The sequence below is a fragment of the Teichococcus wenyumeiae genome (assembly GCF_003696345.1).
GTDB lineage: Bacteria > Pseudomonadota > Alphaproteobacteria > Acetobacterales > Acetobacteraceae > Pseudoroseomonas > Pseudoroseomonas wenyumeiae.
The window spans coordinates 30,880-48,856 of the sequence record NZ_RFLX01000013.1; the positions used below are offsets into that span (position 1 = coordinate 30,880).

At 69.1% G+C, this 17,977-nt stretch carries 23 protein-coding genes; 8 read left to right on the forward strand and 15 right to left on the reverse strand.

Going from position 1 to position 17,977, the window contains the following annotated elements:
* The first annotated feature begins 41 nt into the window (after nt 1-41).
* Nucleotides 42-206, forward strand: coding sequence for a hypothetical protein (locus EBE87_RS29015; RefSeq protein ID WP_158600905.1), 165 nt, complete (start codon nt 42-44; stop codon nt 204-206).
* A complete protein-coding gene (locus tag EBE87_RS16785) occupies nt 203-562 on the forward strand; it encodes a hypothetical protein (protein WP_120638821.1) in 360 nt (119 codons plus the stop codon). Before EBE87_RS29015 ends, EBE87_RS16785 begins: the two co-directional genes overlap by 4 nt.
* A 9-nt stretch (nt 563-571) precedes the next feature.
* Here EBE87_RS16785 and EBE87_RS16790 read toward each other — a convergent pair whose 3' ends face one another.
* The 13 genes from EBE87_RS16790 to fliF all read right to left on the reverse strand — a co-directional run bounded on the left by EBE87_RS16790 (nt 572) and on the right by fliF (nt 12,615).
* A complete protein-coding gene (locus tag EBE87_RS16790; RefSeq protein ID WP_120638820.1) occupies nt 572-1,675 on the reverse strand; it encodes a flagellar basal body P-ring protein FlgI in 1,104 nt (367 codons plus the stop codon).
* Nucleotides 1,676-1,693: 18 nt separating this feature from the next.
* Entirely contained in the window at nt 1,694-2,035 is a 342-nt protein-coding gene (locus tag EBE87_RS16795; protein ID WP_120638819.1) for a polysaccharide deacetylase, read from the reverse strand.
* A gap of 29 nt (nt 2,036-2,064) precedes the next feature.
* Nucleotides 2,065-3,111: a flagellin N-terminal helical domain-containing protein gene (locus tag EBE87_RS16800; protein WP_120638818.1), complete on the reverse strand. Its 1,047-nt coding sequence runs from the start codon at nt 3,109-3,111 to the stop codon at nt 2,065-2,067.
* A gap of 14 nt (nt 3,112-3,125) precedes the next feature.
* Nucleotides 3,126-4,610 carry a flagellar hook-associated protein FlgK gene (flgK, locus tag EBE87_RS16805; protein WP_120638817.1) on the reverse strand — a complete coding sequence of 495 codons (1,485 nt, stop codon included), beginning with the start codon at nt 4,608-4,610 and terminating at the stop codon, nt 3,126-3,128.
* 67 nt (nt 4,611-4,677) lie between these two features.
* A complete protein-coding gene (locus EBE87_RS16810; RefSeq protein ID WP_120638816.1) occupies nt 4,678-6,087 on the reverse strand; it encodes a flagellar hook protein FlgE in 1,410 nt (469 codons plus the stop codon).
* A gap of 129 nt (nt 6,088-6,216) precedes the next feature.
* Nucleotides 6,217-7,134, reverse strand: a complete 918-nt coding sequence (locus EBE87_RS16815; RefSeq protein ID WP_120638815.1) for a flagellar motor protein MotB — start codon at nt 7,132-7,134, stop codon at nt 6,217-6,219.
* 58 nt (nt 7,135-7,192) lie between these two features.
* Nucleotides 7,193-7,900, reverse strand: a complete 708-nt coding sequence (locus EBE87_RS16820) for a hypothetical protein (RefSeq protein ID WP_122140078.1) — start codon at nt 7,898-7,900, stop codon at nt 7,193-7,195.
* A gap of 2 nt (nt 7,901-7,902) precedes the next feature.
* Nucleotides 7,903-8,946 (reverse strand): flagellar motor switch protein FliG, encoded by a 1,044-nt coding sequence (locus EBE87_RS16825; protein ID WP_120640735.1) that lies wholly within the window; start codon nt 8,944-8,946, stop codon nt 7,903-7,905.
* Complete coding sequence (locus tag EBE87_RS16830) at nt 8,943-9,230, reverse strand: hypothetical protein (RefSeq protein WP_120640734.1); 288 nt, start codon at nt 9,228-9,230, stop codon at nt 8,943-8,945. Before EBE87_RS16830 ends, EBE87_RS16825 begins: the two co-directional genes overlap by 4 nt.
* Nucleotides 9,227-10,018 carry a flagellar type III secretion system pore protein FliP gene (gene fliP / locus EBE87_RS16835; protein WP_233553451.1) on the reverse strand — a complete coding sequence of 264 codons (792 nt, stop codon included), beginning with the start codon at nt 10,016-10,018 and terminating at the stop codon, nt 9,227-9,229. Before fliP ends, EBE87_RS16830 begins: the two co-directional genes overlap by 4 nt.
* Nucleotides 10,019-10,049: 31 nt before the next feature.
* Nucleotides 10,050-10,337, reverse strand: coding sequence for a FliM/FliN family flagellar motor switch protein (locus tag EBE87_RS16840; protein ID WP_120640733.1), 288 nt, complete (start codon nt 10,335-10,337; stop codon nt 10,050-10,052).
* Nucleotides 10,334-11,014 carry a hypothetical protein gene (locus EBE87_RS16845; RefSeq protein ID WP_120640732.1) on the reverse strand — a complete coding sequence of 227 codons (681 nt, stop codon included), beginning with the start codon at nt 11,012-11,014 and terminating at the stop codon, nt 10,334-10,336. Before EBE87_RS16845 ends, EBE87_RS16840 begins: the two co-directional genes overlap by 4 nt.
* On the reverse strand, nt 11,011-12,615 hold the full coding sequence (gene fliF, locus EBE87_RS16850; RefSeq protein WP_158601045.1) for a flagellar basal-body MS-ring/collar protein FliF: 1,605 nt from the start codon (nt 12,613-12,615) through the stop codon (nt 11,011-11,013). Before fliF ends, EBE87_RS16845 begins: the two co-directional genes overlap by 4 nt.
* 180 nt (nt 12,616-12,795) lie before the next feature.
* On the opposite strand from fliF, the gene EBE87_RS16855 reads away from it, so the two are divergent.
* Genes EBE87_RS16855 through EBE87_RS16870 form a run of 4 tightly spaced genes read left to right on the forward strand, consistent with a single transcriptional unit; the run spans nt 12,796 to nt 15,703 of the window.
* The gene (locus EBE87_RS16855) at nt 12,796-13,314 is read left to right on the forward strand and encodes a flagellar basal body-associated FliL family protein (RefSeq protein WP_120640730.1); all 519 of its coding nucleotides are present in this window, start codon (nt 12,796-12,798) and stop codon (nt 13,312-13,314) included.
* Between the two features lie 4 nt (nt 13,315-13,318).
* Nucleotides 13,319-14,368 (forward strand): FliM/FliN family flagellar motor switch protein, encoded by a 1,050-nt coding sequence (locus EBE87_RS16860; protein ID WP_233553450.1) that lies wholly within the window; start codon nt 13,319-13,321, stop codon nt 14,366-14,368.
* 11 nt (nt 14,369-14,379) lie between these two features.
* Nucleotides 14,380-14,985 carry a hypothetical protein gene (locus tag EBE87_RS16865; RefSeq protein WP_122140079.1) on the forward strand — a complete coding sequence of 202 codons (606 nt, stop codon included), beginning with the start codon at nt 14,380-14,382 and terminating at the stop codon, nt 14,983-14,985.
* 19 nt (nt 14,986-15,004) lie between these two features.
* On the forward strand, nt 15,005-15,703 hold the full coding sequence (locus tag EBE87_RS16870; protein WP_120640347.1) for a MotE family protein: 699 nt from the start codon (nt 15,005-15,007) through the stop codon (nt 15,701-15,703).
* 81 nt (nt 15,704-15,784) lie between these two features.
* On the opposite strand, the gene EBE87_RS29020 is transcribed toward EBE87_RS16870, so the two are convergent.
* On the reverse strand, nt 15,785-15,928 hold the full coding sequence (locus EBE87_RS29020) for a hypothetical protein (RefSeq protein WP_158601018.1): 144 nt from the start codon (nt 15,926-15,928) through the stop codon (nt 15,785-15,787).
* 210 nt (nt 15,929-16,138) lie between these two features.
* Between EBE87_RS29020 and EBE87_RS16875 the strand changes: the two genes are divergently transcribed.
* Both EBE87_RS16875 and EBE87_RS16880 read left to right on the forward strand, forming a co-directional pair.
* A complete protein-coding gene (locus tag EBE87_RS16875) occupies nt 16,139-16,384 on the forward strand; it encodes a hypothetical protein (RefSeq protein WP_120640346.1) in 246 nt (81 codons plus the stop codon).
* A 108-nt stretch (nt 16,385-16,492) separates the two neighbouring features.
* Nucleotides 16,493-16,819, forward strand: a complete 327-nt coding sequence (locus EBE87_RS16880) for a hypothetical protein (protein ID WP_147426183.1) — start codon at nt 16,493-16,495, stop codon at nt 16,817-16,819.
* A 4-nt stretch (nt 16,820-16,823) separates the two neighbouring features.
* Here the strand turns inward: EBE87_RS16880 and EBE87_RS16885 are convergent, their stop codons facing one another.
* Nucleotides 16,824-17,846, reverse strand: coding sequence for a transglycosylase SLT domain-containing protein (locus EBE87_RS16885; protein ID WP_120640344.1), 1,023 nt, complete (start codon nt 17,844-17,846; stop codon nt 16,824-16,826).
* Nucleotides 17,847-17,977 lie beyond the last annotated feature (131 nt).

A 17,977-nucleotide genomic window follows, 5' to 3' on the forward strand; every position in this document is an offset into this window, starting at 1 on the left:
TTCCACCTCCATCAGCGGGCTGGCGCGAGAGGAGGGGCCACGTGTTTCAGCCTTCCGGCTCACACGGGCTGCAACTCGATGTCACGGCTCTGCTGGAGCCGCCCCTTCCCATGGCAGAGCCGCCGCCGCAGCGCCGGCCGATGTTCAGCAATGGCTGGACCCAGGACGGCTTCGGTGGCCGGCCGGAGGCGGAGGGGTGGCGATGACCGCAGGAGACCGCAACCGGTCCGCAGCGGCGGCCCGCGGCTTCGTGCTTGTTCATCAGGCGCTTGGCCTTTATGTGGGCCGCCTGCCAACGCAGTCCTGCTGGTCCAAGCTGAATGGCGCAGGCCGCCGCGCCGTGGCCACCTTCGCCACCGAGGCCCAGGCGCGCTGGCATATCGATCTCTGGGAAGGTGGCTGGCCGGAGGACGAGGTCGCCTTCGGACTCAGCCTGCATCCGGTACGGGTGGACCTGCCGGATGGCTGGGCCAGCCTGGCGGCATTGCGCGCCGCCGGGCTGGAGGAGCATCTGGGCGAGCTGGCCCATGCCGGCTGGCGCGGCACCGCCGGCCATTGCTGAACCCCCGCTTCAGATAAACTGCAGTTCCGCATGCAGCGCGCCGCTGGCCTTCAGGGCGTTCAGCACCGAGATCAGGTCGCGCGGCGCCAGCCCCAGGGCGTTCAGCCCATTGACCAGTGCCTGCAAGGTATTGGCCCGGGGCAGCACCGCCAGCTTACGGCCACGCTGATCGTCCACCTCCACCTGGGTGCGCGGCAGCACCACCGTCTCGCCGTTGGAGAAGGGCGCGGGCTGGCTGGCCACCGGGCTTTCGGTGACGCGAATCACCAGATTGCCATGGGTGATGGCCACCGGGTCCACCCGCACCTCGGCACCCACCACGATGGTGGCGGTGCGCTCGTCCACCACCACGCGGGCCGGGGTTTCGGGCCGCACCGTCAGGCCCTCCATCTGCGCCACCATCATCGGCAGGCGGTCGCGCAGGCCGAAGGGCACCTTCACCTCCACCGTGCCAAGGTCCAGCGCGGTAGCGCTGCCGGGGCCAAAGCGGGCATTCACCACCTCCTCGATGCGGATGGCGGTGGTGAAGTCGGGCGAACGCAGCGCCAGGCGAATGCTGTCCACGTTTCGCAGGCTGACCGGCACCTCACGTTCCACTAGGCCGCCGCCAGGAACGCGCCCCTGCGTGGTGACCCCGGAAGAGATGCTCTGCGCCTGCCCCGCCGCCTGGAAGCTGCCCACCACCACCGGGCCCTGAGCCACGGCATAGACCTCGCCATCCGCGCCCATCAGCGGCGTGACGATCAGCGTGCCGCCATTCAGGCTGCGGCTGTCACCCAGCGAGGAAACCTGCACATCGATCGGCGTGCCCTGCCGTGCGAAGGGTGGCAGGGTGGCGGTGACGATCACGGCGGCGGTGTTGCGGGTCTGCACCCGCGCATCGGCGACATTGATGCCCATCCGCTCCAGCATCGCGGTCAGGCTCTGCTGCGTGAAAGGCGTGTTGCGCAGCTGGTCGCCCGTACCCTGCAGGCCGATGACCAGCCCGTAGCCGACAAGCTGGTTGCCGCGCACGCCCTCAATGGAAACGATGTCCTTCAGCCGCACCTGGGCCAGGGCTGGCGTTGCGGCCAGGCAGGCAAGGGCGGCGGCATAGAGAAGGCGGCGCAACATGGCGGACCTCCCTGGCCTTCAGGCGCGGTAACGCAGGCCGGCCTCGGCCAGCGCGTCGAGCGGCATCAGCATGGGGGCGAGGCCCAGCAGCGCCCGCAGCGTGCCCAGCGCATCCCGCAGGTGCTGGGCGCGGAGTGGGGTCTGCGGCACGTCTGGCCGCGGCATCGTTGCCACGGCGCCACGCCACAGCATCACCGCCGCGTCGCGGGCCAGGGGCGTGGCCATCATGAAGGCCTCGCCGCATTCCTCAGGCGTGCAGCCCAGGCCTTCGGCGATGGCGGTGAAGGTGGCGATATCCTCCTCCTCCAGCGCCAACGGCAGAAAGGGGTTGCTGAAACCAGGGCTGATCAGGAGGTTCACGTCGGCTTCTCCGTCGTTCGGATGGGGGGTCAGAGGTAGTTCACCAGGCTCAGCTTCGAGAGCTGGGCCGTGATGGAGTAGGTCGCCTGCAACTGGATCTGCATGGTGCTGATCTGGTCGCTGAGGGTGTAGTAATCGGCCTGCTCCAGATCATTGATCTGCGCCGCCGCGGCATCGACGGCACGGCTCTGGATCTCGGCCAACCGCTCCAGCCGCGCCTGCTTGGTGCCCAGCGTGCCGGCGAGCGTGGTCAGGCCGCTCTGGGCACCGCGCATCAGCTCGCCGGCACGGTCGGCCAGTGCCACCTTGGCATCGTGGCTGAGCATGTCCCCGCCTTTGCCCAGCAGCGAGGTCATGGCCAGGGCCTTGAAGGCATCGCGGAAGGCGGCGTTGTCCGTGCGCACATCATAGGCCAGCGTCTGGCCCTCGCCGATGCGCACCATGTTCGGCTTGGTATCCCCCGTGGTGGAGGAGGAACCGTAATAGAGGCTGTAGAAGGCGGAACCGGGGCCGGCGAAGGCATCCTCGATATCCTGCATAAGCTCCGCCACGCCGGCGGCGTCCAGTGGCGCGCCGGCATTGGCGTTCACCGCCGCCTCCAGCATGGACTGGATCTGCGCCGGCAGCTTGGCAATGTCCCGCAGCGGACGGTTGCCGCTGTCGGTGCCGCCGAACACCTTCTGGCCCTGGAAGTCGGTGTTCAGCAGGTCGCTGATCGAGGCCAGCAGATCCGGCGTATCGGCCGCCAGCGTCTCGTAGCTCTGCTGCTTCAGGGCATCGGCCTGCAGGATCTGGGCTGAGACATCCTCGAAGATCTTGCCAACCGAGGTCATGGCGGTCTGCATGGTCTTCATCCGCTCACCGGCCAGGCTGGTGCTGTTCCTGATCGCACCGCCCTGCTGGATGTCGTCATGCAGCCGGTAGAGCAGCGAGGCGCCGACACCCATCTCGCGTGCCGGGTCGCTCTTGCGGCCGGAGGACATCTCGGCCGTCGCGCGTGCCAGCTGCGCCTGCAGGCTTTGCAGATTGGCCTGGCGGCCGATGGCGATGCCGGCGGGGGAAACACGGTCCATCATCACGGAATCTCCTGTCAGCCGCCGAGGCTGGTGAGTTGGTCGAGCATCTTGGTGGCGGCCTGGATGACCTGCACGGAGGCCGAATAGGTCTGCTGCACCATCAGCAGGCGCTGCAGTTCCTCATCCACGTTCACCGCCGTCTTGTTGGTCAGGTCCTGCCGCGCCTGCAACGCAATGGTGCTGCGGGTCGCGGCGCGGTCGGTCCAGGTCGCGCGCTCCCCCTGCATCAGGCCAACGGTCTGCGCTGCCGCCTGCGACAGCCCCATCGAGCCCGGCAGGCCGGTGGAGGCGGGATAGCTGCGGCTGGTTTCCATCGCATCCAGCCAGCCGAGGATGATGCTGTTGTTGGAGGCATGACCTTCGGTACTGGCCTGCATGCCGTCGCGCATCCGCCACAGCTTGCCGCCCTGGTCCGGGTCCACCTGTGGATTGATGGCCAAAGTCCGCGCCACGCCGGTGAAGGGCGCGGCGCCATCAAAGTGGGCCGCTCCCGCGCCGTCGCCATCGTCATCGCGGGTGAAAAGGCCGGCCTGCGTGCCGCTCCGCGACGGATCGGCCTGCTGGAATGTCTCGGCCAGATGTCCGGCCACCTGGTCCAGCATATCGGCGAACCGCGGCATCACCTCGTCGCGGATCTTCAGATTGGCGGCGATGCTGCCGCTGTCCGAGCCGCGCAGCTTCATGCCATCGATGGTGATATCCGACAGGCCATCGGTATAGGGCGCGGCGCCGTTGCGGCGGATATCGGAAGCGATACCCGGGGTATGGGTGAAGGACAGCCGGTGAACATTGCCGCTGTCGTAAAGCGTGTTGCCGCCATCGGTGGTCACCAGCAGCTTGCCGGGACCATTGTCATAGATGCGGATCGGCAGCTTGGTGGCGATATCGGCGAGGATGATGTCGCGCTTGTCCTCGTATTCGGCGGTGGAGGCACCGCGTGCTGAAGCCTGCGCCAGCTGCCGGTCCACCTCCTTCAGGTTCTGCAGCGCGGTATTGACCGCATCCACCTCGGTGGCGACGCCGAGGTCGGCATCGGTGCGCACCTTGGAGATGGCGGCATCCATGTCATGGAAGCTGCTCACCAGATCCTGCGCCGCTGAAAGCGCCTGGCTCTGCGCCACGGCATTCTCAGGTGTGACGGAGAGCGCCGTCATGGCCTCCTGAAAGGCGCCGAGGCGGGAGGACAGCGAGCGCTCATCCGCCGGCTGGCCGATCACGCTGGTATAGGTCTCGAGCAGCGCGCGCATGCGGCCGGCAAAGGCCTCGGCGCCATCGGCGGTGCGCGAGGCGGCGGCCAGCACCGCATCGGCCGCGCGCTGCGTCACGCCCGTCGCGACACCCTGGCCGCTGGAGCCCACCAGGTTCTCGCTGCGCGGCAGGTCGCGCCGCACGTAGCCAGCGGTCTGCGCATTGGCCACGTTGTTGGCGATCACCGCCGAGGCGCGCTGCTCGGCGGCCAGCGAGGTCAGGGCGGTGCTCAGCGCGGCTTGCAGGGACATGGCAGGAACTCCGTATTGAGAATTTTCGCATGGCGGCGGGACCGTGGCAGCGGCCCCGCAGGTGGCGTTACCGCTTCAGGTTGGTGGCTTCTTCCAGCATCTGGTCGGCCGTGCGGACCACGGAGGCATTGGAGCTATAGGCCCGCTGCGTCTCGATTAGGTTGGTCAGCTCCGTGCCGATATCGACATTGGAGGATTCCAACGCGCCGCCCGAGGTGGTGCCGGCCGAGCCCTCGCCCGCCGTCAACAGCCGCACGGAGCCTGCGGCGCGCGACATCTCATAGGCATCGCCACTGACCGGGTTCAGGCCATCGGCATTGGGAAAGACCGCCAGCTTCAGCTGGTAGATCGCCCGGCTCTGGCCATTGGAGAAGGTGGCGACCACCTTGCCGTCATCCTCGATCGAGACGCGCTCCAGCATGCCAAAGGCGGAACCATCCTTCTCGACCTTGGTCGGCACATAGTTGCCGCTGAGCTGCGTGAGGCCAGAAGCGCTTTCCGGCACGCCGATCTTGATCGGGAGGTCGATGCCGCCGCCCAGTTTCATGGTCAGCGTGCCGAAGTTGGGGTCATAGAGGCCCCTGGTCGCGTCGGCTGTCGGCGTGTAGCCGCTATAGCTGCCGGTCACCGCCGCCGTGGGCTCCGCATCGGTGACGCTTCTGATGGTGCCGGCCTTGTTGGCGCCGGCGCTGGCGCCCCAGAACTCGATCTCCACCTGGCCGACCAGCCGCTTCTCATCCGTGGCGGCCAGGGCGGGATCGCCGCCGGTGGCGCTGTCGAAGACCTGTACCAGCCATTTATTGGTGTTCGGGTCCGTCGCCGAGGCTGCCGTCTGCGGAATGAAGCGGTAGGTCAGGGTCTGGGTGGCGCCCAGCGCGTCGTAGTAATCGATGCTGCTGATATTGGTGTTGATGTCCTGCGGCGTATCCTTATAGGCGGTCTGGCCGGAGGGCAGATTGGCCCAGAAGGTCATGTTGGTGGTGGGCGCCGAGGCGACGCTGATGTCGTTGACATTCACCGTGGTCAGGCTGTCCACGTTGTTGTCGCCGACATTGCCGAGCGGCAGTCCGTCCGCCCCCAGCTTCACGCCTTGCAGGTAGTAGCCGCCCGCATTCACCAGATTGCCATTGGCATCGGAGCGGAAGGAACCCGCACGGGTGACGAGATACTTGCCGTTGCTGCCGGCGCTGTCGTTCACCACCAGGAAGCCATTGCCGTTGACGGCGATGTCGGTGTCGATGCCGGTGCTCTGCACCTGGCCGAGCTTGCTGATCTCCACCCGGTTGGTCGCGGACGTGCCGGCCAGCGCCGAGGCGCCGTTGGAGGAGCCTTCCAGCACCAGGCTCTCGAACTGGGTATCGACCCGCTTGTAGCCCACGGTGGAGCTATTCGCGATGTTGTTGGAAATACCGGAAAGCTTCGTGGCCTGGGCATTGAGGCCCGAGACGCTGGTGCGGAGTGCGTTGATGGCCGTCATCGGCGGCGGTCCCTGCTGTGGCTATGGGTCTTGGGGTTCAGGCGTTTGCAGTCGGGCCATGGCTGGCCCGGCTCGTTCTGGGCGGGACCGGCGTCGGCTTCTGCCGGACGGCCGGGTGGTGGCGCGGCGTCATCGCCGCGGTTCCGGCGCAAGCCGCGCGCTCTGCGCGGCGAGGTCGGCCCGCATCACCGTGATGGCGATGCGGCGGTTGCGCGGGTCGGCCGGCGCCTCGGGCAACAAGGGCTCCACCGAGGCCTTGCCTTCCACGCGATGCATCCGCGCGGGCTGCACGCCCTGGCGTTCCAGCATCCGCCGGGCGCTGTTGGCGCGGTCGGCGGAGAGTTCCCAGTTGCCATAGGCGCCGCGCGAGAAGGACTGGCCATCGGTATGGCCCGCCAGCACCACTGCATTGGGCACGGTGGCCAGCACGCCGCCCAGCACCTCCAGGATGCGAGCCAGGCGCGGCGTCGGCTCGATGGCGCCCGGGGCGAACATCGGGGCGCCGTCGCGGTCGAAGATCTGCAGCCGCAGGCCCTCAGAGGTCATCTCGATGCGCAGGTTCTGCGCGAAGTCGTGCAGCGCGCCGCCATCCGGGCCCAGCTGCCGCTCGATCTCGGCCTTCATCGCTTCCAGGCGCTGACGGTCGATCGGGTCGCGAACCCCGCCATCCTGGCGGGCGGCGGCGGCCTTGGCCGATTCGCCGTTATTCGCAGTCTCGCCGCCATCGCTGTCCGGCCGCAGGCCGCCGTCACTCGTCGGCGTCAGCGGGTCGCTGCGGGAGTCGCCCGCCGTCATGACGGAGGGGCCGCCATTCAGCACGCCGTTGCCGGCGGGCAGGCTGACAATCGAGGAAGCATTGAAGAACTGCGCAATGCCGTCCTTCTGCGCTTCCGTGGTCGAGGACAGCAGCCACATCACCAGAAAGAAGGCCATCATCGCCGTGACGAAATCGGCATAGGCGATCTTCCACTGGCCGCCATGGTCATCGTCATGCGGCGCGTGGTGCTTCTTGACGATGATCGGGCGCTTGTCGTGATCGGCGCTCATGCGGCGGGGTGATCCGGTTTCTGCTCGGCCATCACCTTATCTCCAAGATTTTTCGCATTCAAGTGCGGCGATCCTGTTCCGTGTGCCTCACCGTCAGGCTGCCGCCCAGCGCCAGGCGGTGCAGCACGGCGTCGAAAGCCTCGGCCACATCGGCCGCCGTGCTGCGCGGCAGCGGATGCGCGGTTTCCATCACCGCATCCAGCCGGCGGCCTTCCAGCCGCCCACGCAGCTCGATCCGCCCGCTGCCAGGCAACGCCAGGCGTATGGCGAAGGCACCGCGTTCCGCATGGCGCCCGGCCTGTGAGGGGCCGCCGCGCGAACGGTCCGGGCGCCAGAACAACTCCACCCAGCCGGTAGTGCCGCCGGCCTGCAAAGGCAGCCGCTGCCCGGCCCAGAGCGAGGCATCGCCCAGTGAGGCCGGTGGCAACGGCGCGCTGCCCAGCAGGCCCAGCAAGGCCTTCTCAGGCAGCTGCATGAGGCGGGCGGCGCGGGCCAGCCGCGCCTCGCCCAGCCAGAGGCGCAGTTCCGGTCGCAGCGCCGCCAGCACCAGCGGCAAGACCAGACCGGCCTCGGCCCCCGGCATCAGCGCATCCAGCCCCGCCGGCGCCGGCGGTGGGTCGAGCTCGGGCGGCGGTTCCTCCTCCCGGCTGCCGCGCGGCGGCACGATGCCGACCACGCGCGCCGTGGCGGCATAGCCGGCCTCGGCCTCCCGCCCCGGCGTGCCGGGGCGGGAGAGCGGGTCGATGGGATTGGCGCCGGCGGCCATGGTTACTCGGCGCTGCCGACCTCATCCTCATCGAGGATGAAGATGCGGCCCTCGTCCGCCAAGCGCTTGGCGATGGTGATGATGTCGGTCTGCGCTTCCTCGATGGACTTGCGGCGCTGCGCGGGCATGTTCTCGATCTCGTCGCGCATCATGGTGGCGGCGCGCTCGGACATGCTGGAGAGGAAGAGCTCGCGCAGTTCCGCGCTGGCGGCGGTCAGCGCCACCTGCAGCTTGTCGGCCGGGCATTCCGCCACCAGAGTCGCGAAGGTGGTGCGGTCGACGCGGATCAGGTCGTCGAAGGTGAACATGATGCGCTTGATGCGGCTGGCCGCATGCGGCTCGCGCGCCTCGATATGCTTCATCAGGTGCTCGACCAGCCCCTTGTCGGCGCGGTTCATGATCTCGGCCACGATCTGCGAGCTGTCGCGCTCGTAGGAGCGGCTGAGATTGGTGATGAATTCCTTCTGAAGCGTCTGCTCGATATCCTGCAGCACGCCCTTCTGGATGCTGTCCATCCGCACCATGCGCAGCACGATCTCGTCCACCGAGGCTTCGGGCAGCAGGGCCAGCACCCGCGCCGCATGCATCGCCGGCAGCTTTGCCAGGATCACCGCCGCCGTCTGCGCCAGTTCGGTGCGCAGATAGGTGGCCAGGACTTCCGGGGAGATATTCGCCAGCTTCTCCCACATGGTCTTGCCCTCGGGACCACGGATCTCGTCCATGATCTCGCTGACCTTCTCATTGGGCAGCAGGCGCTTCAGCAGCCGCTCGGTGGTCTCGGCGGTGCCGATCACCGTGCCGGTGCGGCCGACCTCGGCACGGAAGCGCATGATGACGCGCTCCACCGTGTCGATATCCACCTTGCCCAGATTGGCCATGGCGCGGGAGACGCGGCGGATTTCCTGTTCTTCCAGGCGGCCGAACAGGGACTGGATACGGTCCTCGTCCAGTGTCATGAACAGCACGGCGACATCGGCCAGCGGATCGAGCTTGCCGGCACTGGCTTCCACGGGGCGCAGGGCGCGGCGCGCTTCGGGGGCTCTCATGGTTCGGTGCTCCGGGCGGGCGGGGTGAGGAGGGGAAGAAGAAGGGCTGCCAGCATGGCCACCACTTCGGGCGGCGCGGCACCGCCGGGTGCGATGCGCGCCAGCCGCTCCGGCAGGTCGGCACCGGCGGGGATGGCGAGCTGCTGCTGTGCCGCGATGGCCTCCAGCCGCTCCGCCAGCGGTGCCAGCGCCCCGGCGGGAACCGCGGGCTGCTGTGTCACGGCCCAGCGCAGGGCGGCGGCCAGGCGGCGCTTGCGGCGGATGCGCAGCAGGGTACCGCTCACGTCGAGAAGCCCCGCACCAGCGCGCCGGCCACCAGTGCCCAGCCATCGATCAGCACAAAGAAGATCAGCTTGAAGGGCAGGCTGATCACCGAGGGTGGCAGCATCATCATGCCCATGCCCATCAGCACCGAGCTGACCGCCATGTCGATGGCCAGGAAAGGCAGGAACAACAGGAAGCCGATCTGGAAGGCCTTTGTCAGTTCCGAGACCAGGAAGGCGGCGGCAAGGATATGCAGCGGCACTTCGGTCCGTTTTTCGCGAGACAGTGGGCCGACGATCGTGCCCAAGGCCGGCTGCCACTTGGCGATGTCGATGAAGAGCGCCAGCTCCCGCTCCCGCACATTCGCTTCCATGAAGTCGCGGAAGGGGCGGATGGCGCGTTCGGCGGCCTGTTCTTCGGTGATGCTGCCTTCGATCAGCGGCCGCCCGGCGTCGTTCCAGCTTCGCTCCAATACAGGCGCCATGACAAAGGCGGCGAGAAAGAGTGAGAGGGAGACAATGACGGTGTTGGGCGGCGACTGCTGCAGCCCCAGCGCAGTGCGCAGCATGGAAAGCACGACCACGATGCGGGTGAAGGCCGTGGCCACCACCAGGATGCCGGGCGCGATGGCCAGCAGCGTGGTGATGACGATCAGGCCCACCACATTCGTGGTCAGGCTCTGCCCGCCACTAGCCACCGCATTGGCGCCCTGTGGGCCGAGACTCAGCGAGACGCTTTGCGCCAGCGCCGGGGCGGCTGTCAGCAGCAGCAGGCCCACGGCGAGCGTCAGGAGGCGGAAATGCGGCATTCTGCCTGCGGGGATCGGATGGGGTTGCGGATCAGGCGGCGGATGAGACAATCTCGGTGATCGAGATCGACAGCCGGCCGTCATCGGTGATCTGGATCTCGCCACGCGCGATCAGCCGCTCATTGGCCAGCAGGTCCACCGGCTCTCCCACCTTCTTGTCAAATTCGATGACGGAGCCGCGGCTGAGGTTGAACAAGGCCGCCATCGGCAGGCGCTTGTTGCCCAGCACCACCTGCACATTGACGGGAATGTCCATGATGCGCGGCTTGCGGTCGGAGAGGAACGGGTTCTCGGCCCCGGCGGGAAGTTCCGTGGTCATGGCTCAATCTCCTGCGAAGGATCGGAAGACGCGCACGGCGCGCCGAGGATAGCGAGGGCCCGGGCTGCCATGGCATCCGGGCGATGGATCAGGCCACCGGAGACCCAGGATGCCTCGGCGCTGCCAGGCGGCATGGTGGGTTCGGGCAGCAGCCGCAGGCGCGCGGGCGCCTCCTGCGGCGGGGGAAAGCCCTCCGCCTGGATGGCGGCCAGGGTATCGGGATGCGCGGTCAGCAGGATCACGTCCTCGCCGCGCTCGGTGAGGGCCTCCGCCAGCATCGCGGCCACCTCGGCGCCGGCGGCGCGGGCGAGGAGGCTGGGCAGCACGGCTTCCAGCGCGGCGACCAGCGCGGCCCTGGCATCGGCATCCATGGCGCGGCGGTCTGCCGCCCGGGCGGCCAGCAACTGCTCCAGCACCTGCGCGGCACGGTGGGCGCCCTGGCTGGTGCGTTGTGCAACCTCCGCCTCCAGCGCCCCCGCCGCCGCCTCGCGGGCCTCGGCGGCCCCTTCGGCACGGCCCTGCGCCAGGCCTTCCTCCAGCCCGCGGCGGCGGCCGGCCTCGAAGGCCGTGGCGCGCATCCGCTCCTCCTCCTGCAGCCGGGCGGCGGTGGAGCCGTCTTCCCCGGCCAGCAGGATACCGAGCGAGGGCGGCAGATAGGGACGGGACCTGGTGATCATGCCGGGGCCCCTTCCTCGATCCAGGCCCGCACCACCGCCAGGGCTTCCTCGGGCCGGGTGTCGATCAATTCGTTCAAGGCATTCAGGGAGGAGATGCGGATCTGGATGTCCTGGCCCACGGTGGCGATGGCCTCCTCCATCGGGTCCAGCGCCATGGCGGCCTCGGCAGCAGCAGCAGCCTCGGCGGCGGCCAGTTCCTCGGCCAGGCGGCGCAGGCGGGTGCGGCGGCGGCGCAGCAGGAAGAGGGTGGTGCCCAGGCTGCCCAGCAGCAGCAGGGCGGCAAGGGTCATCTGCGTCGTGCTCAGGCGCAGCCCGCCCTGGTCATCGGCGGAGGCCAGGCTGCCGGCGCCCTCATCAGGGATGAAGCGCAGCGTATCGACGGTGACGCGGTCGCCGCGCTTCTCGTCGAAGCCGACGGCGGAGCGGACCAGCGCCGCGAGGCGCTCCAGCTCCTCCTTCGGGCGGGGCTGCACGCTGCCATCCGGCGCGGCCACGCCATCCACCACGACGGCGATGCTGACGCGCTTCACCGCGCCCGGCTCCCGTGTGGTCTCCTCGATCTTGGAGGAGATCTCGTAATTGACGGTCTCGTTGTTGCGCTGGGCATTGGTGGCGCTGCGATTGGCGCCGCCGCCGGTCTGCTGGTTCGGCAGGTTCTGCCCCACCGTCACCGGCTGCTGCCCGCGCCCGTCCTCGCTGCTCTCGGCCTCGGTCTGGATCTGGCGGCCACGTTCCACCTGCCCCATCGGGTCGAAGGTTTCCGCCCGTGCGACGGTGCGGGCACCCTCGATCTCCACCGAGGCCACCGCGCGCACCTTGCCGCGCCCGACCAGCGGTTCCAGCAGGTCCAGCACCGATTTCTGTAGCGTGTGCTCCTGCGCCTGCCGCAACTCGCCGATCCGCCCGGCCACCGCGCCGGCGCCGCCATCGGCCGCCAGCACGATGCCGGAGGGATCGACCACCGAGACATCCTCCTGCCGCAGCCGTGGCACGGCGCCGGCCACCAGCAGCCGGATGGCGGCGGCCTGGGAACTGCCCAGCCGCTGGCCGCCGGACGTGGTCACGGTGACCGAGGCGGTTGGCTGCGGCGCGTCCCGCGAAAAACTCTCCCGCTCAGGCAACACGATATGCACGCGCGCGGTGCGCACGCCCTGCATGGTGATGATGGTGCGCGCCAGTTCCCCCTCCAGCGCCCGCACCCGCTGGATGCGCTGCATGAAGGAGGTCATCTGCATCGGGTTGGCCTGGTCCAGCAGCTCGTAGCCGGCGCCGGTCTGGCGCGGCAGGCCTTCGCTGGCCAGCTGCATCCGCAGCCGCGCCACCTGCTCGGCCGGCACCATCACCGTGCCATCGCCACGGGCTTCCACCGGCACCTTCATTTCTTCCAGCCGCGCGACGATCCGTCCGGCCTCGGAAGGCTCCAGTCCCGCATACAGCAGGCCGTTGGTGGCCTGGGGCGAGCGTGCGACCAGGACCACCGCCAGAATGGCGGCGGCCGCCACCACGCCCATGGCGCCCAGCTTCGCCGGCCCTAGCCGGGCCAGCGCGGGCCCCAGGGCAGCAAGGTCGAAACCGGGTCGGAGCGTGCTGACTTGCTGCATCGAAAACCTGTCTGTCCCGTTCTGGCCATCCGTCTTTCGCATTCCACCCGCCGGTCCTGGCGGACCGCATTGCCTGCGGGCCGGATGCTTTTTGGCGTGGAATGCGAAAGCGCATCGGGTTATATCTGCCGCCGTTGCTCTTGTCGCGCGAAAAATCGCTCTAGCCGGGAGATCCCCGCCATGTCGGCCACGACCACCGATGGTTCTGCGAAAAAATCAGGGAAGAAAGGCGGCCGCCTGCTGCTGTTCGGCGCGGCGGCTTTGTTGCTGCTGGGCGGGGGCGCGGGGGCAGCCTGGGTTTTCGTCCCCGGCGCGTCCGAGTCTATGCGAAAAATTATAGTTGGCGAGGTGGCCCCGGCGGAACAGGCCCTGGCCGCCGCCAGCCCTGCGAATGCGCGCCCCGTCTTCGTAGAGCTGCCGGAGATGACGCTGACCCTGCCCAATGCCGGCCGGCCGCGCCAGCTCCGCCTGAAGCTGGCGATGGAAGTGGCGGCCGATCCGAGCCAGCCGCCACCGGAGCTGATGAACCCGCGCGTCTATGACAGCCTCGTGCTCTATCTGCGCACGCTGCGGGACGGTGAGCTGGAAGGCGCCCTGGCCATGGACCGGCTGCGTGGCGACCTGCACCGCCGGCTCGACCTGCTGCTGGGCGAAGGCCGGGTGCGCGACGTGCTGATCACCGGCTTTGTGGTTGCCTGAGGTCATGAGCGGAACCGAGGATACCCCCTCCCAGGACCCGATGGCCGATGCCATGGCCGATTGGGGCGCCGCCGGCGTCGCCATGGGCCAGGGCGATATCGACGACCTCTTCGGCGGCGATGTGGTGAGCGAGCCGGAGCCGCCGAAAAGTGGGCTGGAAGCCCTGGTCGGCGGCGCGGTGCGCTACGAGAAGCTGCCGATGCTGGATATCGTGGTGGACCGGCTCGCCCGGCTGCTCACCACCAGCATCCGCAAGTTCACCGCCGACAATGCCGATGCGGTGATCGACCGCATGCGCCCGGTGCGCGTCGGCGCCTTCCTCGACACCATCACCCTGCCGGCGATGATCGGCATCATCCGCATCGAGGAATGGGACGGCTATTGCCTCGCCGCCCTCGATTCGCAGCTGATCGGATCCATTGTCGATATCCTGCTGGGCGGGCGGCGCAACGCGGTGCAGCCGATCGAGGGCCGCCCCTACACGCCGATCGAGCGCGCCTTCGTGGAAAAATTCGTGGGCCTGCTGACGCAGGACATGAGCCGCGCCTTCGAGGCCGTCTCCCCCGCCACCTTCCGGCTGGAGCGCTTCGAGATCACGCCCGGCTATGCGCTGATCACCAAGCCCACCGCCGCCGCCCTGACCTTCCGCGCCGAGATCACCATGGAGGGGCGCGGCGGGCATATCGACTTCCTGCTGCCCTATGCCTCCATCGAGCCGGTGCGCGACCTGCTGAGCCAGGAAGTGCTCGGCAAGAAGACCGGCGGCGACACCATCTGGCGTTCCCACCTGGCCGAGGAACTGCCGCGCGCCAGCGCCGACCTGACAGCGGTGATCGAGAGCCGGGTGATGCCTTTCTCCGAGGTGGCGCGCTGGCAGCCCGGCGCGGTGGTGACACTGGACCGGCGGCCGGAGGACAGCCTCGATGTCTTCTGCCAGGGCCTGCTGGTCTGCCGCGCCCGCATGGCGGCGCGGGACGACCGCGTGGTGCTGCGGGTGGAGGAATGCGTGATCGAAACAGCCTGGCCGGGCGATGCGTCCGCGCTGGAGGGTTGAGGAGAATGCCCATGAATTACGCCCAGATCCTCGATGCCGCGGCGCTGGCGGTGCTGGCCGCGCAGTCGGGCTGGATCGTCCTGCTCTACCGCCGCATGGGGCGGCTGCGCGTGGCGCTGGATTCGGCCGGAGACGTGATCGCGCAACTGGATGCCGCCTCCCGGCGCCTGGACCATTCGGCCGGTGGCATCGTGCAGAAGGTCAAGGACGGCATCGGCGAGGTGGATGGCAAGATCCAGGCTTGTCGCCGCGTGGCGCAGGAATTGACCGCCGCCTCCCGCCAGGCTGAGGAAGTGGCGGCGCGGCTGGACCAGGCGCTGCGGCAAAACCGCAAGCTGCAGGCTGCCCGCGCCGCCGCCCCGCCGCGCGAGCTAGCGGAGCCCCTGGGCCTGGCGGAGCGGCTGGCTGGCCGCGGCACGCCGGCGCCGGTGCTGGAGACCGGGCCCGCCGCACCCCTGCTGGCCGCCCCTTCCCCGCTGCTGTCCGTGCCGCTGCTGCCGGAGCCCGACGAAGAACTGGCCGAAGCCACCATCGAGCGCCTGCTGGCCAGCGAAATGCTGCTGGTGCCGCCGCCGGCCCTGGCCGAGCGGCGGATCTTCCGCCTGACGCTCGATTGAGCCTGAGGAGACCGCAAGCATGACCATCCCGGCATCTTACCCTTCCTGGCGCGGCCGGCTGTTCGGGCCGCGCCTCGGCCTGCCGCTGATGGCCCTCGGCCTGCTGGCCCTGGTGCCCGGTCGGCTGGAGGGGCTGGCCGAATTCTGGCCAGCCCAGGCCGGCCCCCTGCGGCCGCCGGCGCTCTCCTCTGTCCCGCCGCTGCATCCGGTGACCCTGCGCGATGGCGTGGTGGTGGTGCCCCGGATCTCGGAAACCCTGGCGGGCCCGGCCCGGCCCAGCCCGCTGGGCGAGGACCGCCCGGGTGAAGGCCGCCTTCTGCTGGAGGTTGGCCGCCGTCAGGCCGAGGTGGAGCGCCGCGAGCGCGCGCTGGAACTGCGCGAAGCCCGGTTGCAGGCCGCTGAGGGGCTGGCGCGCGGCCAGATCGCCGAACTGACCCGGTTGCGGGAGGAGGTGGAACGGCTGGTGGTGCGGGAAGGCTCGGCCGCCGAGGCCGATATCGACGCGCTGGTGGCGCTCTACGTCAATATGCGGCCGCAACAGGCAGCGAAGGTGCTGGACAAGCTGGAGCCGCCACGCGCCGCCACCATCCTGCTGAAGATTCCGGAACGGCAGGCCGGGCCGATCCTGGCCAATATGGAGCCGCTCTCCGCCCTGGCGGTGACACAGGAGATCGCCGGCCGGCGCGATCCCTTCCGGACCGCCGAGGCGAGGCGCTGAGCGAGGCCTGGCGGCCCTTGCGGCCGCCGGGCCTCGGTGCAGATCAGAAGGGCGCGGTGGGTACCGCGCTGCCACGGCGGATCAGCCCTTCAGCCGTCTCGGCAGAATGGCACGGCAGCCGTCTCCCTCGCACAAGGCATAGCCGCCTTCCGCCAGCATGGTGATCTCGCCTGCGTCCGGCAGTGGGAAGCGGAAGTCGCGGTTCAGAAGTTCCGGCTTCGCCATGCGTGGCAACCGCCTGCATCCTAGCCGCAGCAGCGCGTCCAGCGTGGCGGCGCCGGCCACTGGTGCCGGGGCTTCGCGCTGTCCAGCCGCAACTACCACCCGCCAGCCATTACGCTGAGCCTCCCAGCATCCTGGGGGCCTGCGGCATGGAAGGCCAACCGCCTTCGACGTCCCGCTAAAGGCTTCTGGCAGCGCCGCGCTTAAGCGCAGATGGCCCAGCCGCTTAGCCGCGCGGCTTTCCTGCCGGTGACGCAGCAACAGCGGCACACCATGCAATGGCAGGAGACCAGCGTCAGCCGGTCGAATGACAGAGACAGGTTCGGCAAGCCGCCCATCGGGGCACCGGTGCCGGCTAAGCCGATCGAGGCGACCAAGGTCAAAAGGCCGAAGCCGTTGTTGCTGCATGACGTAGCTGTGCGGAGGGATTTCCATCCTGCATCCTGCCGGATGTGGTGAAATAAATTGCTACGTTCCACACTGCTCAAACCTTTATGCGAAAAATAATTGACTGTGCGAGGCCTTGCTGCGAGGAATAGCCACCGCACCCGCAGAAAGGCCCCCGCCATGCGCCCCCAGCCCCTCCCCGCTTCTGACATCGCTATGCCCTGGCCGGCGCATGGCGAGGCCGCCATGATCAAGGCGGCCGCCCTGGGCCGCCGTGACGGGCTGGCCGGCCTTCGCCGCGACTTCGCCCTGGAAGAACTGGATGGCGGGCTGGCGGTGGTCGATACCATCCAGCGCGAGATCATGCCCGGCGCGCCCCTGCCCTGGCAACATTCCCGCCTGATGCTGGCGGCGGTGCGGCAATGCTATGCCGCCGGCCTGCACCATGGCGGCGATGTGCGGCTGGAAAAGCAGCGGCGCGGCGGCTTGGCCGCCGCGCGGGCCTGACGGCTCAGGCGCTGGCGCCGCCATAGGCGCGGCGCGCTGTTCCAGCGGGGGTGGGCACTGCCTCCTCCCGCAGGGCCTCCAGCAAGGAACCGGGCAGCCGGTTGCCCTCGGCTGATGCGGTGCCACTCTCCTGCGCCGCCTGTCCCCGCCCCATGCGGTTGAACACTTCCACCAGGGCGGACGCCATCATCCGCTCCGGCGCATGGGCCACCCTGGCCGGCGCGCCGCTGCCCCACCAGAAGGGTTCGGCGCTGGCAATGGCCTCGCCCGGCCGGGCCTCGGTGGTGACGGCGGCGAATTCAACCGGCCCCACCGGCGCCTGCAAACCGAGTTGGGCATAAACCTGCCCGACCTTGCCACGAATATTCTCCAGGAACTGCTGGGCGGAGAACGGCGCGCCATCGCCGCCGCGAAACAGCGTTGTGTTGGCACGCGCAGCCTCCGGCAGCAGGTCCGAGGCGGCGCGGCCAGGCTCAGCGGCCACCGCGCGCAGCAGCTTGGTGGCGCCCCCGGTGCCCAGGAAATGGCCCAGGTATAATTCCCCCACATCCGGCTTGCGGCCCAGCACCGGGGCCAGCGCGTCGGAGATGTCCTTCAAGTGTTCGGCGCCGAGGCGCGCCGAGATCTCGGGGTTGTCGCGCAACGCCAGGATGCGGGCGCGCTCGGCGGGCTCGGCCACCGTCAGGTGGCCGGAGGCACTGCGAGTGATGGCGGCGGCCTCCTGCGCCAGCCCATGCGCGGCGCCGTGCTGCCGCACCGCATCCAGCCAGGTCTGGTCGATGAACTGGAAGAGGCCGCGTGCCGAGGAACTGGGCGCCTGCGCCGCAGGCTGGAAGCCGCTCTCGATCGCCGCCTTGGCGGCCAGCACCTCGAAGCCGACGCCAGTGCTTTCCGCGGCATTGCGGAGCGCGCGGCCGACCGAACGCGGCACGGCGAAGCGGCCGAGTGTCTCCGAGGGACTCTGGCCATCGGTGGCCGAGGCGGCTGCGCGGGTCAGGCGATCCAGCGGGACAACGGGGCTGGGCATGCGGAACCTCCATGCTTATGCGAAAAATTTTTGTAGCACGCCGCGATGCGAAATGATAAGAGCAAAGCCGACGGCACCCGGAGCCTGCGCGCCGGGCGTCCGCGCCACCCGCAGCGTCACAGGCAAGGCCA

Bases quoted from the DNA above. Each gene is read 5' to 3' on its own strand.
- EBE87_RS16785 (WP_120638821.1), top strand. From the start codon at position 203: ATGACCGCAGGAGACCGCAACCGGTCCGCAGCGGCGGCCCGCGGCTTC.
- EBE87_RS16790 (WP_120638820.1), bottom strand. From the start codon at position 1,675: ATGTTGCGCCGCCTTCTCTATGCCGCCGCCCTTGCCTGCCTGGCCGCA.
- EBE87_RS16800 (WP_120638818.1), bottom strand. From the start codon at position 3,111: ATGATGGACCGTGTTTCCCCCGCCGGCATCGCCATCGGCCGCCAGGCC.
- flgK (WP_120638817.1), bottom strand. From the start codon at position 4,610: ATGTCCCTGCAAGCCGCGCTGAGCACCGCCCTGACCTCGCTGGCCGCC.
- EBE87_RS16810 (WP_120638816.1), bottom strand. From the start codon at position 6,087: ATGACGGCCATCAACGCACTCCGCACCAGCGTCTCGGGCCTCAATGCC.
- EBE87_RS16815 (WP_120638815.1), bottom strand. From the start codon at position 7,134: ATGAGCGCCGATCACGACAAGCGCCCGATCATCGTCAAGAAGCACCAC.
- EBE87_RS16820 (WP_122140078.1), bottom strand. From the start codon at position 7,900: ATGGCCGCCGGCGCCAATCCCATCGACCCGCTCTCCCGCCCCGGCACG.
- EBE87_RS16825 (WP_120640735.1), bottom strand. From the start codon at position 8,946: ATGAGAGCCCCCGAAGCGCGCCGCGCCCTGCGCCCCGTGGAAGCCAGT.
- fliP (WP_233553451.1), bottom strand. From the start codon at position 10,018: ATGCCGCATTTCCGCCTCCTGACGCTCGCCGTGGGCCTGCTGCTGCTG.
- EBE87_RS16840 (WP_120640733.1), bottom strand. From the start codon at position 10,337: ATGACCACGGAACTTCCCGCCGGGGCCGAGAACCCGTTCCTCTCCGAC.
- EBE87_RS16845 (WP_120640732.1), bottom strand. From the start codon at position 11,014: ATGATCACCAGGTCCCGTCCCTATCTGCCGCCCTCGCTCGGTATCCTG.
- fliF (WP_158601045.1), bottom strand. From the start codon at position 12,615: ATGCAGCAAGTCAGCACGCTCCGACCCGGTTTCGACCTTGCTGCCCTG.
- EBE87_RS16855 (WP_120640730.1), top strand. From the start codon at position 12,796: ATGTCGGCCACGACCACCGATGGTTCTGCGAAAAAATCAGGGAAGAAA.
- EBE87_RS16860 (WP_233553450.1), top strand. From the start codon at position 13,319: ATGAGCGGAACCGAGGATACCCCCTCCCAGGACCCGATGGCCGATGCC.
- EBE87_RS16865 (WP_122140079.1), top strand. From the start codon at position 14,380: ATGAATTACGCCCAGATCCTCGATGCCGCGGCGCTGGCGGTGCTGGCC.
- EBE87_RS16870 (WP_120640347.1), top strand. From the start codon at position 15,005: ATGACCATCCCGGCATCTTACCCTTCCTGGCGCGGCCGGCTGTTCGGG.
- EBE87_RS29020 (WP_158601018.1), bottom strand. From the start codon at position 15,928: ATGGCGAAGCCGGAACTTCTGAACCGCGACTTCCGCTTCCCACTGCCG.
- EBE87_RS16875 (WP_120640346.1), top strand. From the start codon at position 16,139: ATGGCCCAGCCGCTTAGCCGCGCGGCTTTCCTGCCGGTGACGCAGCAA.
- EBE87_RS16880 (WP_147426183.1), top strand. From the start codon at position 16,493: ATGCGCCCCCAGCCCCTCCCCGCTTCTGACATCGCTATGCCCTGGCCG.
- EBE87_RS16885 (WP_120640344.1), bottom strand. From the start codon at position 17,846: ATGCCCAGCCCCGTTGTCCCGCTGGATCGCCTGACCCGCGCAGCCGCC.